Raw genomic sequence first — 18340 nt, 5'->3', positions numbered from 1 at the left:
TCGCTGTCAGAACCTGTTTCGCGGGCCCGTGTCGAACATTTTCCATCCTGTTGCAAGGTACCCTCCATGAGCGAACGTCCCGAAGAGCCGAACAAGCCCTCCGACGCCGAAAGCCTGCTACCTGTCGATGAGCACGTTGAAGAAGGGCATGACGCCGAAGGCCGCAAGGTGCGCCACCGCGGCATCTACCTGTTGCCCAACCTGTTTACCACCGCCAACCTGTTTGCCGGTTTCTATTCCATCATCAGCTCGATGAGCGCACAGAGCGCCCTGAGTGCCGGCGACCCGCGCGAGGCGAGCAAGTACTTCGCTTTTGCCGCTATCGCCATCTTCGTGGCCATGGTGCTCGACGGCCTGGACGGCCGCGTTGCGCGCATGACCAATACCCAGAGTGCCTTCGGTGCCGAGTATGACTCGCTGTCGGATATGGTCGCCTTCGGCGTGGCCCCGGCTTTGCTGGCCTTCGGCTGGGCGCTGGGTGACATGGGCAAGGTCGGCTGGATGGTTGCCTTCATCTATGTGGCCGGTGCCGCGTTGCGCCTGGCGCGCTTCAATACCCAGGTCGGTACCGCCGACAAGCGCTACTTCATCGGCCTGGCCAGCCCGGCTGCCGCAGGTGTGGTGGCGGGCACCGTATGGGCGTTCAGTGACTATGGCATCCAGGGCTCCAAGCTGTCGTTCCTGGTCGCGCTGCTGGTGGCTGCTGCTGGCATGCTGATGGTCAGCAACATCAAGTACAACAGTTTCAAGGAGCTGGACCTCAAGGGGCGCGTGCCGTTCGTGGCGATCCTGGCGGTGGTGCTGGTATTTGCCGTCGTGTTCAGCGACCCACCGCGTATCCTTCTGTTGATCTTCCTCGCCTATGCAGCATCGGGGCCGATCCAGTTCCTGCTGAAGGCGCGCCGTCGCAAAGCGTGAAAATCACTTAACGCTGGAATAACCTCACGGCTCCATAGTCTTACTGGTACATCCGTTACTCAGTGCTATGGAGCCGTTCATGCTTATCAAGCTTCCCAGGTCTTCCGAGTGCAAGGCGTCGGAGATCACCCCCGAAGGCATTTACCTTTCCCGTCGTACCCTCCTGGGTGGCTCATTGGCTGGCTTGGCGCTAGGCGCATTGCCGGGCGGGGTGGGTGCAGCGCAAATGTCGCGTTATGCCGATGTGCAGGCTGGGGCCGCGCCGGCCTGGTTCACTGACAAGCTCGCGGCCACGCGCTGGCAGGCGGTGACGGTGAAGGACGAGGCGATCACGCCGTTCAAGGATGCCACTCACTACAACAACTTCTACGAGTTCGGGCCCGACAAGGGCGACCCGGCGGCCAATGGCGACAGCCTGAAGACCGAACCGTGGTCCATTGTGGTGGATGGTGAGGTGGGCAAGCCCGGACGCTATGCACTGGAGGACTTCGTCAAACCCTATCAGCTTGAGGAGCGGATCTATCGGCTGCGCTGCGTAGAGGCGTGGTCGATGGTCATTCCGTGGCTGGGGTTCCCTTTGGCTCAGGTGCTCAAGCAGGTCGAGCCGACTTCCAGTGCGCGTTATGTGCGTTTCGAAACGCTGAAGGATCCGCAGCATATGCCTGGGCAGCGTTCTGGCTTCGCCTTGATCGACTGGCCTTATAGAGAAGGGTTGCGCCTGGATGAGGCGATGCATCCGTTGGCAATTCTCGCGGTGGGTATGTACGGCCGGGAACTGCCCAACCAGAACGGTGCGCCGTTGCGTTTGGTGGTGCCTTGGAAGTATGGCTTCAAGAGCATCAAGTCGATTGTGCGCATCAGCCTGGTAGCGGAGCAGCCCGGTACTACCTGGGAAGGGCTGGCGCCGGATGAATATGGTTTCTATGCCAATGTGAACCCGACAGTCGACCACCCGCGCTGGAGCCAGGCGCGCGAACGTCGTTTGCCCAGCGGGTTGTTCAGCCCCAACGTGCGGGAGACACAGATGTTCAATGGTTATGCTGATGAAGTGGCGTCGCTGTATACCGGGCTCGATCTGCGGAAGAACTACTGATGCGTTACCCCTGGTTTCGCTTGGCCATCTTTCTCGTAGGCTGCCTGTTCCCGGTGTGGTGGCTATATGAAGCGGCGATGAACCTGCTGGGGCCTGATCCCGGGAAGATCATGATGGATCGCCTTGGGCTTGGGGCGCTTACCTTCTTGTTGGTGACCTTGAGCATGACCCCACTGCAGAAGCTGACGGGCTGGTCTGGCTGGATCGTGGTTCGCCGGCAGCTGGGGTTGTGGGTGTTCGCTTATATAGTGCTGCACATCCTCTGTTACCTGTTCTTTATTCTTGGGCTGGATTGGGGGCAGTTGGCGGTGGAGCTGCGCAAGCGGCCCTACATTATCGTGGGGGCGCTGGGGTTCCTGGGTTTGCTGGTGTTGGCGGTCACTTCGAACCGGTATAGCCAACGGCGGCTTGGGGCGCGGTGGAAGAAGCTGCACAGGTTGGTGTATGCGGTGCTTGGGTTGGGCTTGTTGCATTTCCTTTGGATCGTGCGCTCGGACCTTCGTGAATGGGCGATCTATGCGTTTATTGGGGCTGTGTTGATGGTATTGCGGATACCTGCTGTTGCGCGGGCGCTTCCCAAGGTTGCCAGGAAGCAGGGTAGGGCGGTTTGAGAGTGGGGTGGGGCTGCCAAGGGCCTGTCTTGAGGTAGCGATGGCTGTGGAGGGGGCCCGCCTTTGTTTCTCTGGCGTCTGTGAGATCGAGCGCCGCGCGCGTCCGGCTCGAGACATCCATCGCCTGTGAGACCGAGCGCCGCCCGCGTCCGGCTTGAGACATTCACCGCCTATGAGACCGAGCGCCGCCCGCGCGGCGCTTCGCGGGTAAACCCGCTCCTACGTTTGTTTCGGGCCAATTATGCCTGTGGGATTCGCGCGCGAACGCCTTGGTGCCTGTCTCGATATCGCGTCGTACCAACAAGGCGGTCGCGCGCGCCAGGCACAGGAGGGACTGGCCCGAAACAAACGTAGGAGCGGGTTTACCCGCGAAGCGCCGCGCGGGCGGCGCTCGATCTCATAGGCGCTGAAACTGTTGTGGCGAACACTTGGCAGCCCTGATCTTGGCAGCCCCGATACGGTCTTTCCCCCTTATATTTCACTTTCTTGAAATTAAAGGTTGACGCCCTCTCGAATCCCCTTATAATGCGCCCCACTTCCAGCGACAACGGAACGACAAACTCCTTGAAATTCAATGAGTTAGACAATCCTGAAGGTGCTGTAAGGGCTACGATCAAATGATCGAAAGCGGTTGAGATGATGGTTGACAGCGCTTCCAAGTGCTGTATGATTCGCCTCCCGCTACGAGAGATCGCAGCGAGCCAAGTGTTTGAAGCTAAACGAGTTTCTCGCAAAAAACTTCAAAATAAACGCTTGACAGGATCTGAGGAAAGCGTAGAATGCGCGCCTCGGTTGAGACGAAAAGCTCTTAACCAAACGCTCTTTAACAAATCGAATCAAGCAATTCGTGTGGGTGCTTGTGAGTATGGACTGATAGTCAAAAAGATTATCAGCATCACAAGTGACCATGCGAGAAATCACATAGTCATTTGAGATTGCTGAGCCAAGTTTAGGGTTTCTTAAAAACCCAAGCAGTATTGAACTGAAGAGTTTGATCATGGCTCAGATTGAACGCTGGCGGCAGGCCTAACACATGCAAGTCGAGCGGATGACGGGAGCTTGCTCCTTGATTCAGCGGCGGACGGGTGAGTAATGCCTAGGAATCTGCCTGGTAGTGGGGGACAACGTTTCGAAAGGAACGCTAATACCGCATACGTCCTACGGGAGAAAGCAGGGGACCTTCGGGCCTTGCGCTATCAGATGAGCCTAGGTCGGATTAGCTAGTTGGTGGGGTAATGGCTCACCAAGGCGACGATCCGTAACTGGTCTGAGAGGATGATCAGTCACACTGGAACTGAGACACGGTCCAGACTCCTACGGGAGGCAGCAGTGGGGAATATTGGACAATGGGCGAAAGCCTGATCCAGCCATGCCGCGTGTGTGAAGAAGGTCTTCGGATTGTAAAGCACTTTAAGTTGGGAGGAAGGGCAGTAAGTTAATACCTTGCTGTTTTGACGTTACCGACAGAATAAGCACCGGCTAACTCTGTGCCAGCAGCCGCGGTAATACAGAGGGTGCAAGCGTTAATCGGAATTACTGGGCGTAAAGCGCGCGTAGGTGGTTTGTTAAGTTGGATGTGAAAGCCCCGGGCTCAACCTGGGAACTGCATCCAAAACTGGCAAGCTAGAGTACGGTAGAGGGTGGTGGAATTTCCTGTGTAGCGGTGAAATGCGTAGATATAGGAAGGAACACCAGTGGCGAAGGCGACCACCTGGACTGATACTGACACTGAGGTGCGAAAGCGTGGGGAGCAAACAGGATTAGATACCCTGGTAGTCCACGCCGTAAACGATGTCAACTAGCCGTTGGAATCCTTGAGATTTTAGTGGCGCAGCTAACGCATTAAGTTGACCGCCTGGGGAGTACGGCCGCAAGGTTAAAACTCAAATGAATTGACGGGGGCCCGCACAAGCGGTGGAGCATGTGGTTTAATTCGAAGCAACGCGAAGAACCTTACCAGGCCTTGACATGCAGAGAACTTTCCAGAGATGGATTGGTGCCTTCGGGAACTCTGACACAGGTGCTGCATGGCTGTCGTCAGCTCGTGTCGTGAGATGTTGGGTTAAGTCCCGTAACGAGCGCAACCCTTGTCCTTAGTTACCAGCACGTTATGGTGGGCACTCTAAGGAGACTGCCGGTGACAAACCGGAGGAAGGTGGGGATGACGTCAAGTCATCATGGCCCTTACGGCCTGGGCTACACACGTGCTACAATGGTCGGTACAGAGGGTTGCCAAGCCGCGAGGTGGAGCTAATCTCACAAAACCGATCGTAGTCCGGATCGCAGTCTGCAACTCGACTGCGTGAAGTCGGAATCGCTAGTAATCGCGAATCAGAATGTCGCGGTGAATACGTTCCCGGGCCTTGTACACACCGCCCGTCACACCATGGGAGTGGGTTGCACCAGAAGTAGCTAGTCTAACCTTCGGGAGGACGGTTACCACGGTGTGATTCATGACTGGGGTGAAGTCGTAACAAGGTAGCCGTAGGGGAACCTGCGGCTGGATCACCTCCTTAATCGACGACATCAGCCTGCTGATGAGCTCCCACACGAATTGCTTGATTCATTGTATAAAGACGATCAAGACCCAAAGTTTTACCCTTAGGTCTGTAGCTCAGTTGGTTAGAGCGCACCCCTGATAAGGGTGAGGTCGGCAGTTCAAATCTGCCCAGACCTACCAATTTTGGTTGGAATGTTGAGCACCCCATGCCTCTGAATAAAGAGTGGTGAGGACGGCTCTTCTGCAGTTCAAATCTGCCCAGACCTACCAATATGCGGGGCCATAGCTCAGCTGGGAGAGCGCCTGCCTTGCACGCAGGAGGTCAGCGGTTCGATCCCGCTTGGCTCCACCACTTGCTTTACCTTGATCAAACTCAGAAATGAGCATTCGCGTCGAATGTTGATTTCTGACTTTTGTCAGATCGTTCTTTAAAAATTCGGATATGTGATAGATATAGACTGAACACCAGTTTCACTGCTGGTGGATCAGGCTAAGGTAAAATTTGTGAGTTCTGCTCGAAAGAGCAACGTACGAATTTTCGGCGAATGTCGTCTTCACAGTATAACCAGATTGCTTGGGGTTATATGGTCAAGTGAAGAAGCGCATACGGTGGATGCCTTGGCAGTCAGAGGCGATGAAAGACGTGGTAGCCTGCGATAAGCTTTGGGGAGTCGGCAAACAGACTGTGATCCAGAGATCTCTGAATGGGGGAACCCAGCCAGCATAAGCTGGTTATCTTGTACTGAATACATAGGTGCAAGAGGCGAACCAGGGGAACTGAAACATCTAAGTACCCTGAGGAAAAGAAATCAACCGAGATTCCCTTAGTAGTGGCGAGCGAACGGGGACCAGCCCTTAAGTTGATTTGAGATTAGTGGAACGCTCTGGAAAGCGGCCATAGTGGGTGATAGCCCCGTACACGAAAATCTCTTGTCAATGAAATCGAGTAGGACGGAGCACGAGAAACTTTGTCTGAATATGGGGGGACCATCCTCCAAGGCTAAATACTACTGACTGACCGATAGTGAACCAGTACCGTGAGGGAAAGGCGAAAAGAACCCCGGAGAGGGGAGTGAAATAGAACCTGAAACCGTATGCGTACAAGCAGTGGGAGCCTACTTTGTTAGGTGACTGCGTACCTTTTGTATAATGGGTCAGCGACTTATATTCAGTGGCGAGCTTAACCGAATAGGGGAGGCGTAGCGAAAGCGAGTCTTAATAGGGCGTTTAGTCGCTGGGTATAGACCCGAAACCGGGCGATCTATCCATGGGCAGGTTGAAGGTTAGGTAACACTGACTGGAGGACCGAACCGACTACCGTTGAAAAGTTAGCGGATGACCTGTGGATCGGAGTGAAAGGCTAATCAAGCTCGGAGATAGCTGGTTCTCCTCGAAAGCTATTTAGGTAGCGCCTCATGTATCACTGTAGGGGGTAGAGCACTGTTTCGGCTAGGGGGTCATCCCGACTTACCAAACCGATGCAAACTCCGAATACCTACAAGTGCCGAGCATGGGAGACACACGGCGGGTGCTAACGTCCGTCGTGAAAAGGGAAACAACCCAGACCGTCAGCTAAGGTCCCAAAGTCATGGTTAAGTGGGAAACGATGTGGGAAGGCTTAGACAGCTAGGAGGTTGGCTTAGAAGCAGCCACCCTTTAAAGAAAGCGTAATAGCTCACTAGTCGAGTCGGCCTGCGCGGAAGATGTAACGGGGCTCAAACCATGCACCGAAGCTACGGGTATCATCTTACGATGATGCGGTAGAGGAGCGTTCTGTAAGCCTGTGAAGGTGAGTTGAGAAGCTTGCTGGAGGTATCAGAAGTGCGAATGCTGACATGAGTAACGACAATGCGAGTGAAAAACTCGCACGCCGAAAGACCAAGGTTTCCTGCGCAACGTTAATCGACGCAGGGTTAGTCGGTCCCTAAGGCGAGGCTGAAAAGCGTAGTCGATGGAAAACAGGTTAATATTCCTGTACTTCCAGTTATTGCGATGGAGGGACGGAGAAGGTTAGGCCAGCCTGGCGTTGGTTGTCCAGGTTTAAGGTGGTAGGCTGAAATCTTAGGCAAATCCGGGATTTCAAGGCCGAGAGCTGATGACGAGTTGCCTTTAGGCGACGAAGTGGTTGATACCATGCTTCCAAGAAAAGCTCCTAAGCTTCAGATAACTGGGAACCGTACCCCAAACCGACACAGGTGGTTAGGTAGAGAATACCAAGGCGCTTGAGAGAACTCGGGTGAAGGAACTAGGCAAAATGGCACCGTAACTTCGGGAGAAGGTGCGCCGGCGAGGGTGAAGGACTTGCTCCGTAAGCCCATGCCGGTCGAAGATACCAGGCCGCTGCGACTGTTTATTAAAAACACAGCACTCTGCAAACACGAAAGTGGACGTATAGGGTGTGACGCCTGCCCGGTGCCGGAAGGTTAATTGATGGGGTTAGCGCAAGCGAAGCTCTTGATCGAAGCCCCGGTAAACGGCGGCCGTAACTATAACGGTCCTAAGGTAGCGAAATTCCTTGTCGGGTAAGTTCCGACCTGCACGAATGGCGTAACGATGGCGGCGCTGTCTCCACCCGAGACTCAGTGAAATTGAAATCGCTGTGAAGATGCAGTGTATCCGCGGCTAGACGGAAAGACCCCGTGAACCTTTACTATAGCTTTGCACTGGACTTTGAATTTGCTTGTGTAGGATAGGTGGGAGGCTTTGAAGTGGGGACGCCAGTTCTCATGGAGCCATCCTTGAAATACCACCCTGGCAACTTTGAGGTTCTAACTCAGGTCCGTCATCCGGATCGAGGACAGTGTATGGTGGGTAGTTTGACTGGGGCGGTCTCCTCCCAAAGAGTAACGGAGGAGTACGAAGGTGCGCTCAGACCGGTCGGAAATCGGTCGTAGAGTATAAAGGCAAAAGCGCGCTTGACTGCGAGACAAACACGTCGAGCAGGTACGAAAGTAGGTCTTAGTGATCCGGTGGTTCTGTATGGAAGGGCCATCGCTCAACGGATAAAAGGTACTCCGGGGATAACAGGCTGATACCGCCCAAGAGTTCATATCGACGGCGGTGTTTGGCACCTCGATGTCGGCTCATCACATCCTGGGGCTGAAGCCGGTCCCAAGGGTATGGCTGTTCGCCATTTAAAGTGGTACGCGAGCTGGGTTTAGAACGTCGTGAGACAGTTCGGTCCCTATCTGCCGTGGACGTTTGAGATTTGAGAGGGGCTGCTCCTAGTACGAGAGGACCGGAGTGGACGAACCTCTGGTGTTCCGGTTGTCACGCCAGTGGCATTGCCGGGTAGCTATGTTCGGAAGAGATAACCGCTGAAAGCATCTAAGCGGGAAACTTGCCTCAAGATGAGATCTCACTGGGATCTTGAATCCCCTAAAGGGCCGTCGAAGACTACGACGTTGATAGGTTGGGTGTGTAAGCGCTGTGAGGCGTTGAGCTAACCAATACTAATTGCCCGTGAGGCTTGACCATATAACACCCAAGCAATTTGCTGACGCAGATTGCGGTGGTGAAGACGAAAGACCCGAAAATTCGTAAGACCACAAATATCGCATATCCGGATTCGCTGGGCTGTCCATCTGGACATTCTGGCAACAGAATTTCTTGACGACCATAGAGCATTGGAACCACCTGATCCCATCCCGAACTCAGTAGTGAAACGATGCATCGCCGATGGTAGTGTGGGGTTTCCCCATGTGAGAGTAGGTCATCGTCAAGATTCATTTCGCAAAACCCCTATCTGCGCATGCAGGTAGGGGTTTTGTCTTTGTGGGCAAAAAAACTCGACCTGCGCGAATCACTGCGGGAGCGGGGACGCCCGCTCCCGTGGCCTGATGGCATTCGGCCGTTTCCTGTACGCGTGATATCGTTCCCCTCTCAGCCATCAGCGCCTCCAGAGACCTTCCGATGCTCAACACCGCCCATCTCCACCCTGGCTTCATGATCGTCCACGGCAACCGCCTCGACGACTTGCGTAGCCTGGTAGTGAGCTGGATGCGTCGTTACCCGCTGGCGCCTCTGGAAAACGAAATTGCCCTGGTGCAAAGCAATGGCATCGCCCAATGGCTCAAGCTGGCCCTGGCTGAAGATCCGCTGGAAGATGACCTGGGCGGCTGCGGCATCGCTGCTGCAATCGATGTACAACTGCCCGGTAGCTTTATGTGGCAGCTCTACCGCAGCGTGCTTGGCCGTAGCGAAATCCCCGAAGTGTCTCTGCTCGACAAGGCACCCCTGACCTGGCGCCTGATGCGCCTTTTGCCAGCACTCATCGAGCGCCCGCATTTCGAGCCACTGCGGCGCTTCCTCACCGATGACAGTGACTTGCGCAAGCGCTACCAGCTCGCCGAGCGCTTGGCCGACCTGTTCGACCAGTACCAGGTCTACCGCGCCGATTGGCTCAAGGACTGGGCCACTGGTGAGCACGTCATCAACACGGCCCGCGGCGAGCGCAAAGTTCTGCCGCCAGGCAACCGCTGGCAAGCCGAGTTGTGGCGAGCATTGCTGGAGGATGTTGGCGAGCAAGGCATGGCGCAAAGCCGCGCCGGGGTACACCAACGTTTCATCGAGCGCATCAACAGCCTGGAGCAGGTGCCTGCAGGGCTGCCACCGAGGGTGATCGTGTTCGGTATCTCTTCGCTGCCGGCCCAGGCCCTGGAAGCACTGGCAGGCCTGTCGCGTTTCAGTCAGGTATTGCTGTGCGTACACAACCCATGCCGCCACCACTGGGCCGATATCGTTGCCGACAAGGACCTGCTGCGCCACCAGTACAAACGCCAGCAACGCAAGCAAGGCATGCCCCTGCAACTGGACGACCAGACGCTGCACCAGCATGCCCACCCATTGCTCGCAGCCTGGGGTAAACAAGGCCGCGACTACATCAACCTGCTCGACAGCTATGATGACCCGGGCAGCTACCAGGGCGTGTTCAGCGACGGCCGCATCGACCTGTTCAGCGACGGTTCGCCCACCACGCTGCTCAACGAACTGCAGGACGACATCCTGGAATTGCGCCCGCTCGCCGAGAGCCGCGAACGGTGGCCGGCAGTCGACACCACAAAAGACCGCTCGATCCGCTTCCATATCGCGCACAGCCCGCAACGTGAAGTGGAGATCCTCCACGACCAGCTGTTGGCCCGCTTCAGCGCCGACCCGACTTTGCGCCCGCGCGACGTGATCGTCATGCTGCCGGACATCGACACTTACGCGCCGCATATCCGCGCCGTCTTCGGCCAGTTGCAGCGTAACGATCCACGCTACATCCCGTTCACCCTGACAGACCAGGGCCAGCGTGGTCGCGAGCCTTTGCTGATCGCGCTTGAGCACCTGCTCAAACTGCCTGACAGCCGCTTCGCGGTCAGCGAAGTGCTCGACCTGCTGGACGTGCCGGCAGTCCGCGCCCGCTTCGGCATCCGCGAAAACGACCTGCCCACGCTGCACCGCTGGATCGAGGGCGCTGGCATCCGTTGGGGCCTTGACGCCGAGCAGCGGGCGAGCCTGGGCTTGCCCGCCGGGCTCGAACAGAACAGTTGGCGTTTCGGCCTGCGCCGCATGCTGTTGGGTTATGCCGTGGGGGTGGGTGAGGCCTGTGATGGCATTGAACCCTACGATGAAATCGGTGGCCTGGACGCGGCACTGATCGGCCCGCTGGTCGCGTTGCTCGATGCGCTCGAAGTCGCCTGCCAGGCCCTGTCCGAGCCTGCCACCGTCAGCCAGTGGGGCGAACGACTGCATGCCTTGCTGCACGTGTTCTTCCTCGCCGAGGACGAGGGTGATGAATTCCTGTTGATGCAGTTGCAGGATCTGCGCGATAGCTGGCTTGAGGTGTGCGAGACCGTCGGCCTGCACGACCCGCTACCGCTGACCGTGGTGCGTGAAGCCTGGCTGTCGGGCCTCGATCAGGGCAAGCTGTCGCAACGTTTCCTCGCCGGCTCGGTCAACTTCTGCACACTCATGCCCATGCGCGCGATCCCCTTCAGGGTGGTCTGCCTGCTGGGCATGAACGATGGCGATTACCCGCGTGCGCAGCCACCGCTGGACTTCGACCTGATGGCCAGCGACTATCGCCCCGGCGACCGCTCACGCCGCGAAGACGACCGTTACCTGTTACTTGAAGCGCTACTGTCAGCACGTGACCAACTTTATGTCAGCTGGGTCGGGCGCAGTATCCGCGACAATAGCGAACGCCCGGCCTCGGTGCTGATCGGCCAGTTGCGCGATCACATCGCTGCGGGCTGGCATTTGGCCGACGCGCAGCAGGGCCAGCCCGCGAGACCGGGCGAGCAACTGTTGCACGCACTGACCCAGGAGCACCCGCTGCAGCCGTTCAGCCCTCGGTACTTCCAGAAGGGCAGCCCACTGTTCAGCTATGCCCATGAATGGCAGGTGCTGCACCAGCAGGGTGAGACAGACGCGCAGAGCGAGCCGGGCTTGCCGCCTTATCAGGACGCTGAAGCCCTGAGTCTGCACCAGCTGAATGACTTCTTGCGCCACCCGGTACGCCACTTCTTCAGCCAGCGCTTGAAGGTGTACTTTGAGGCGCTGGAAGCGCCGACCCCGGACGAAGAGCCCTTCGTCCTCGATACCCTGCAACGCTACGGCGCCAGTGAAAGCCTGCTTGGCGCCGCCTTGGCCGAACCGGACAACGCCGAACAAGCCTTGCGCGCCCAGGCCCGACGCCTGCAGGCCTGCGGTTTGCTGCCGCTAGCCGGTTTCGGCGAACTGCTGCAAAACGAGTTGATCGAACCGCTGCCGGACCTGCTGCAACGTCACCAGCAATTGCTGCAACGCTGGCCACAGCTGGTCGAGGGCGCTTTGCCAGTGCATTTCGAGCACGGTCAGCACCGTCTGGAGGGCTGGCTGGGCCGGGTGTTCCAGGCGGAAGATCAGAGCCTTCTCAGCATCACCACAGTACCCAACACCATCAGTGCCGGGCGCAACAACCTCAAGTGGCACCGCCTTATCGCGCCCTGGGTTACGCACCTGGCGGCCTGTGCGGCGGGCTACCCCTATAACAGTGCATTGGTAGCCAGTGACCTGACCCTGTTGCTTGCACCGCTGCCGCAAGCGCAGGCCGCGCAACTGCTGGGCGACCTGTTGGTGGCCCGTCAGGCGGCAATGAACGCGCCGTTGCCAGTCGCGGCCAAGACCGCGTTCGCCTGGTTGGCCCAGGACGATGCGGATAAAGCCATGGCCGCAGCAGCTCGCGCCTACGAAGGCGACGAACGCACCAGCTTTGGCGAGCGAAGTGAAAGCATTGCCTTGGCCCGTCAGTTCCGGGACTTTGCAGCACTCACCGCTGACGAAACGTTTGAAGGCTGGTGCGAAACCTTGTATCGCCCGTTGTTCACCGCCCCTTGGCAGTCCTTGGGCAACCCGGAGAAAGGCGCATGACCCAGGACCGTCCTCTGGCACTGAGTTTCCCCCTGCACGGTAGCCAGCTGATCGAGGCCAGCGCCGGTACGGGCAAGACCTTCACCATTTCGGCGCTGTACCTGCGCCTGATCCTCGGTCACGGTGGCGAACAGGGCTTCGAGCGCGAGCTGCTGCCACCGCAGATCCTCGTGGTGACCTTCACCGATGCCGCCACCAAAGAGCTGCGCGAGCGTATCCGCGCCCGCCTGGCTGAAGCCGCACGGTTCTTCCGTGGCGAACTGGAAGGCGCCGATCCACTGTTGCACCAACTGCGTGACGATTACCCACAAGAGAACTGGCCGCGTTGCGCCGGCCGGTTGGAAATCGCCGTGCAGTGGATGGACGAGGCTGCGGTATCGACCATCCATGGCTGGTGCCAGCGCATGCTGCGCGAGCATGCCTTCGACAGCGGCAGCCTGTTCACCCAGACCCTGGAAACCGACCACAGCGAGTTGTTGGGCCAGGTCATGCGCGATTACTGGCGGCGCTTCTGCTATGGGATGCAAGGGGACGCACTGGCCTGGGTGCGCGGCAACTGGGGGAGCCCCGACGCCTTGCTGCCGCGCATTCGCCCACTGTTCGGCCGTGTGCGCGCCCAGCAGAATGGGCCAGAGCCCGCCGCATTGATCCAGGCATCGCTGCAGCAACGGGGTGCACAGTTGGCCCGGATCAAGGCGCCGTGGGCGCAGTGGGCCGAGGAACTGCGGCAAATCTGCCGCGATGCGCTGGCCGCCAAACAGGTCGACGGCCGCAAGATGCAAGCCCGTTACTTCGAGCCCTGGTTCGACAAGCTCTGCGCTTGGGCCAGCGATGAGCAACTGGTAGAGCTCGACTTGGGCACCGGCTTTACCCGGCTGACCCCGGCGGGCATGGCCGAGGCCTGGAAGGGAGAACCTCCCGAGCACCCAGCCCTCAACGCCATGCAGCACTTGCAGCAGCAACTGCAGGCACTGGACAGCCCGGATGCCCCGCTGCTCGAGCACGCCGCCAGTTGGGTATCGGCGCGTTTCGAAGTGGAGAAGCGCCGGCGTGCAGAAATGGGCTTCGACGACATGCTCGTGCGCTTGCAGCACGCGCTCGCCAGCGAGGCCGGCGAGCGCCTGGCCAGCCTGATCCGTGAGCAGTTCCCGGTAGCGCTGATCGACGAATTCCAGGACACCGACCCGGTTCAGTACGGCATTTTCGAGCGCATCTACCAGATCAGCGAAAATCGCGCAGAAACCGGCCTGTTCATGATCGGCGACCCCAAACAGGCGATCTACGCCTTCCGGGGTGCCGACATCTACACCTACCTTGCCGCGCGACGCGCTACCAGCGGCCGCCTGCACAGCCTGGACACCAACTACCGCTCCAGCAAAGCCATGGTGGCGGCGGTCAACCAGGTGTTCCTGCAGGCCGAGGCGCGTGAAGCGGGGCGGGGTGCATTCCTGTTCCGCGAGGCCGATGACAACCCGCTGCCATTCATCGAGGTGCGCGCCAAGGGGCGGGGCGAACAGCTGCTGATTGACGGTGAGGTCAGTGCAGCCCTGCAATGCTGGCAGCTGGAAAGTGAAGAGCCAGTCTCCAGCAGCGTTTACCGCCAGCAACTGGCCGCCAGTTGCGCCAGCCATATTGTCGCCTTGCTCAATGGCGGCCAGCAGGGCACGGCGGGCTTCCAGAATGCCGAAGGCGAATTGCGCGCCTGCTTGCCCTCGGACATCGCCATCCTGGTGCGCGATGGCCATGAGGCGCAGATGGTCCGCGCCGAACTGGCCGCACGCGAGGTGCGCAGCGTCTACCTGTCCGACAAGGACTCGGTGTTTGCCGCCCAGGAAGCCCACGACCTGCTGGCCTGGCTCAAGGCCTGCGCCGAGCCTGACTCAGAGCGCCTGCTCAAGGCTGCTTTGGCCAGCCTTACACTGGGCCTGTCGCTGGCTGCGCTGGACCGGCTTAACCAGGACGAGCGGGTCTGGGAGAGCTGGGTGATGCGCTTTCGCCTTTACCGCGACACCTGGCAGCGCCAGGGGGTGTTGCCGATGTTGCGCCACCTGCTGCATGACTTCCAGCTACCGCGCACGCTGATCCGCCGCAGTGATGGCGAGCGGGTGCTGACCAACCTGCTGCATCTGGCCGAGCTGCTGCAGCAGGCCGCCGGCGAACTGGACGGCGAACAGGCGCTTATCCGCCACCTGGCCGAGCATCTGGCCAGTTCCGGGCAGGCCGGTGAAGAGCAGATCCTGCGCCTGGAGAGCGACGAACAGTTGGTCAAGGTGGTGACCATCCACAAATCCAAGGGCCTGGAATATCCCTTGGTCTACCTGCCATTCATCTGCACCAGCAAACCGGTGGATGGTAGCCGTCTGCCGCTGGCCTGGCATGACAGCGAAGGTAACGCTCACCTCACCCTTACACCCGACCAGGAGCAGATCGAGCGCGCTGACGACGAGCGCCTGGCCGAAGACCTGCGCCTGCTCTACGTGGCCCTGACCCGCGCCCAGCATGCTTGCTGGCTGGGTGTCGCCGACCTCAAGCGCGGTAATCTGAAGAGCTCGCAGCTGCACCGCTCGGCGTTTGGCTACCTGCTGGGGGGCGGCCTTGCCTTGGCTGGCTCGGCGCAGCTGACGGACTGGTTGCAGGCTTTGGCGGCAAGTTGCCCGCACATCACTTGCCCAGGCCTGCCGCAGGCGGATGAGCAGATGTATCGCATGCCACACGCCGAACGTGAGCTGCTGCCAGCACGCAGGCCACGCCATGCGGCTGCCGAGCACTGGTGGATCGCTTCCTACAGTGCCCTTCGTGTCGGCGATCAGACCCTCGGCGCCGACAGCTCGCAGGCACAGCAACTGCTGGATGACGAGGTGCCCGATGCCCAGGTGTTGCGCGAGGTCCCGGCCGACAGCGGCGATATCCATCGCTTCCCGCGGGGGCCTAACCCCGGCACCTTCCTCCATGGTTTGCTGGAGTGGGCAGGCCGTGAGGGCTTCAGCGAGGTCAGCGCTAACCCTCAACTGATCGAGCGCACCGTTGGCCAGCGCTGCAACCGCCGTGACTGGGCAGGCTGGATCCCCACCCTGAGCCACTGGATGCAGCGTTTGCTGAGCGAGGCGTTGCCGCTGCCGGGCAGCGACCAGAGCGTAACGCTGGGCCAGCTGCGTCATTACCAGATCGAAATGGAGTTCTGGTTCGCCAGCCACCGGGTCGACGCAGAACAACTCGATCGCCTGGTGGCACGCCACACCCACCCCGGTCTGGCGCGCCCAGCTGCGCAGCCGACCGTGCTAAACGGCATGTTCAAAGGGTTCATCGACCTGGCGTTCGAGCTGGACGGGCGTTACTACGTGACCGACTACAAGTCCAACTGGCTGGGTGCGGACATCCAGGCCTACGATGCCATGGCCATGGAAAAGGCGATTCTTGAGCACCGCTACGACCTGCAGTATGTGCTGTACCTGCTGGCCCTGCATCGCCAGTTGCGCGCGCGGCTGGCGGACTACGATTATGACCGCCATGTTGGCGGCGCCCTGTTCATCTTCCTGCGCGGTGCCAGCAGCAGCGGCCACGGCGTGTACCACGCCAAGCCACCGCGTGAGCTGATCGAAAGCCTCGATGCGCTGTTCCGTGGCGAGCACGCGCCGGTACAGCAGGACCTGTTTGCCGGAGTTGCGCCATGAGCCGAAGCCTTGTCGACCTGTTGCCCACCCCGTTGCACGCCGAGCACCTGCTGGCACTGGCACCGCAGCACAACAGCGCTGACCTGCTGCAATTACTCGACCGCTGGGTTGAGCGGGGCTGGCTACGAGCCCTGGACCGCGCGTTCGTGTCGTTCCTGGAAGAGCGCGCCCCCGGCAGTGATCCCTTGCTATTGCTGGCAGCGGCGCTGGCCAGCCACCAACTGGGGCACGGACATGTCTGCCTCGACCTGCAACAAACCTTGGCCGAGCCTGATTTCGCCCTGTCGTTGCCGCCGGAAGGTGACGCCCTTATCGGCCCTTTGCTACTGCCATCGCAACTGCTGGCCAACCTTGACTTGAATGCCTGGCTTCAGCGCATCAGCGCCAGCCCGCTGGTGGCCGCAGGTGATACGCCTGGCCAGCAATCGCGGCCACTGGTACGCAGTGGCGAGCGCCTTTACCTGCGCCGTTACTGGAGTTACGAGCGGCGCATCGACCAGGCCCTGCGCCAGCGCCTGAGCCAGGCCGAAGCACCGCCTGCGGACCTGCCAGAGCGTCTGGCGCAACTGTTCGAGGGCGGCGCGCCAGCTGGCCAGGTGGACTGGCAGAAGCTCGCCTGCGCCTTGGCCACCCGGGCCGGTTTCAGCATCATCACTGGCGGCCCCGGCACCGGCAAGACGACCACCGTGGTGCGCCTGCTGGCGTTGCTGCAGGCGCCGGCAGTGGAGCAGGGCAGGCCACTGCGCATCCGCCTGGCTGCACCGACCGGCAAGGCCGCTGCGCGCCTGACCGAATCCATTGGCCAGCAAGTCGAGCGCCTGCAAGTCAGCGCCGAAGTACGCGGGCAAATCCCCACTGAAGTCAGCACCGTGCATCGCCTGCTCGGTAGCCGCCCGGGCTCGCGGCACTTCCGCCATCATGCTGGCAACCCGTTGCCGTTGGACGTGCTGGTGGTCGACGAAGCGTCGATGATCGACCTGGAAATGATGGCCAACCTGCTCGATGCCTTGCCGCCGCGGGCGCGTCTGGTGCTGCTGGGCGACAAGGACCAGTTGGCCTCGGTCGAGGCCGGCGCGGTGCTGGGTGACCTGTGCCGGGATGCTGAGGAGGGCTTTTACTCGCCGGCGACTGCAGCGTGGCTTCAGCAGGTCAGTGGCGAGTCGCTGGCCGGCAGTGGCCTCAAGGCCGGCGATGAGCAGCGTCACCCGCTGGCCCAGCAGGTGGTGATGCTGCGTTTTTCACGGCGTTTCGGTGAAGGCAGCGGAATTGGCCAGCTGGCCAGACTGGTCAATCGTCAGGACGCTCACGCGGCGCGCAACCTGCTGGCCGCGCCGCCTGCCGACGTGCACAGCCTGTCGCTCAAGCACGAACAGGATCGTGCGTTCGACCGCCTGTTACTCGACGGCCTGAATCGCGGTACCGATGGACCACAAGGCTACCGCAGCTACCTGCGCACCCTTGGCCGTTACCGGCCGGCACTTGATACCGCCTTTGACGACCCCGCCTGGGAGCAATGGGCGGGCAAGGTGTTGCGCAGTTTCGAGGATTTCCAGTTGCTGTGCGCGGTGCGCCGGGGCGCCTGGGGTGTCGAAGGCCTCAACGAGCGGGTGGCGCGAGTGCTGCACAATGCCGGTCTGATCGACAGCCAGCAGCCCTGGTACGAAGGGCGCCCGGTGCTGGTGACCCGCAACGACTACGGCCTTGGCCTGATGAACGGTGACATCGGTATTGCCCTGCGCCTGCCGGATGAGCATGGCCAGCCGCTGCTGCGCGTGGCCTTCCCGCGCAACGACGGCAGTGGTGGTGTGCGATTCGTTCTGCCGAGCCGGCTCAACGAAGTGGAGACGGTATTCGCCATGACCGTGCACAAGTCCCAGGGCTCGGAGTTCAGCCACACTGCCCTGGTGCTGCCGGAGGCGCTCAACCCGGTGCTGACCAAGGAACTGGTGTACACCGGCATCACCCGGGCCAAGCATTGCTTCAGCCTGGTCGAGCCACGCCAAGGCATTTTCGAAGAAGCGGTGGCGCGCAAAGTACGGCGTATTTCCGGGTTGATGCTCGAGCAGGTCTAGGGCAATGAAACCCATTACACGTGGCCGCATGCTCATACAATAAAGCGGCCATGTGCTATCGTTGCGCCGATATCGGAAGG

At 59.8% G+C, this 18340-nt stretch carries 6 protein-coding genes, 2 tRNA genes and 3 rRNA genes; all 11 read left to right on the top strand.

The features are described 5' to 3' along the window. The first annotated feature begins 66 nt into the window (after positions 1-66). The 11 genes from pssA to recD all read left to right on the top strand — a co-directional run bounded on the left by pssA (position 67) and on the right by recD (position 18260). Entirely contained in the window at positions 67-918 is an 852-nt protein-coding gene (gene pssA, locus PRJ_RS23655) for a CDP-diacylglycerol--serine O-phosphatidyltransferase (protein WP_003250045.1), read from the top strand. Positions 919-997: 79 nt separating this feature from the next. Continuing rightward, entirely contained in the window at positions 998-2011 is a 1014-nt protein-coding gene (gene msrP / locus PRJ_RS23650) for a protein-methionine-sulfoxide reductase catalytic subunit MsrP (protein ID WP_003250049.1), read from the top strand. Then, positions 2011-2622 (top strand): protein-methionine-sulfoxide reductase heme-binding subunit MsrQ, encoded by a 612-nt coding sequence (gene msrQ, locus PRJ_RS23645; protein ID WP_104962577.1) that lies wholly within the window; start codon positions 2011-2013, stop codon positions 2620-2622. Before msrP ends, msrQ begins: the two co-directional genes overlap by 1 nt. Before the next feature lie 979 nt (positions 2623-3601). After that, positions 3602-5138: ribosomal RNA gene (locus PRJ_RS23630) — 16S ribosomal RNA — on the top strand. Between the two features lie 87 nt (positions 5139-5225). Continuing rightward, positions 5226-5302, top strand: a tRNA-Ile gene (locus PRJ_RS23625). Between the two features lie 96 nt (positions 5303-5398). Further along, a tRNA-Ala gene (locus PRJ_RS23620) sits at positions 5399-5474 on the top strand. A 234-nt stretch (positions 5475-5708) separates the two neighbouring features. Continuing rightward, positions 5709-8599: ribosomal RNA gene (locus PRJ_RS23615) — 23S ribosomal RNA — on the top strand. A gap of 131 nt (positions 8600-8730) precedes the next feature. Then, positions 8731-8846 (top strand): 5S ribosomal RNA (rrf, locus tag PRJ_RS23610). Together the 16S, 23S and 5S rRNA genes with 2 tRNA genes alongside form the textbook arrangement of a ribosomal RNA operon. A gap of 188 nt (positions 8847-9034) precedes the next feature. Continuing rightward, entirely contained in the window at positions 9035-12517 is a 3483-nt protein-coding gene (recC, locus tag PRJ_RS23605; RefSeq protein WP_104962576.1) for an exodeoxyribonuclease V subunit gamma, read from the top strand. Then, complete coding sequence (recB, locus tag PRJ_RS23600) at positions 12514-16188, top strand: exodeoxyribonuclease V subunit beta (protein ID WP_104962575.1); 3675 nt, start codon at positions 12514-12516, stop codon at positions 16186-16188. The genes recC and recB overlap by 4 nt, the downstream gene beginning before the upstream one ends. Continuing rightward, positions 16185-18260, top strand: coding sequence for an exodeoxyribonuclease V subunit alpha (gene recD, locus PRJ_RS23595; RefSeq protein ID WP_104962574.1), 2076 nt, complete (start codon positions 16185-16187; stop codon positions 18258-18260). Before recB ends, recD begins: the two co-directional genes overlap by 4 nt. The last annotated feature ends 80 nt before the right edge of the window (positions 18261-18340 follow it).

The sequence above is a fragment of the Pseudomonas sp. XWY-1 genome (genome assembly GCF_002953115.1).
Lineage (GTDB): Bacteria > Pseudomonadota > Gammaproteobacteria > Pseudomonadales > Pseudomonadaceae > Aquipseudomonas > Aquipseudomonas alloputida.
Note: the sequence above shows the minus strand (reverse complement) of the source record. Positions and strands in the feature narration are given on the sequence as shown.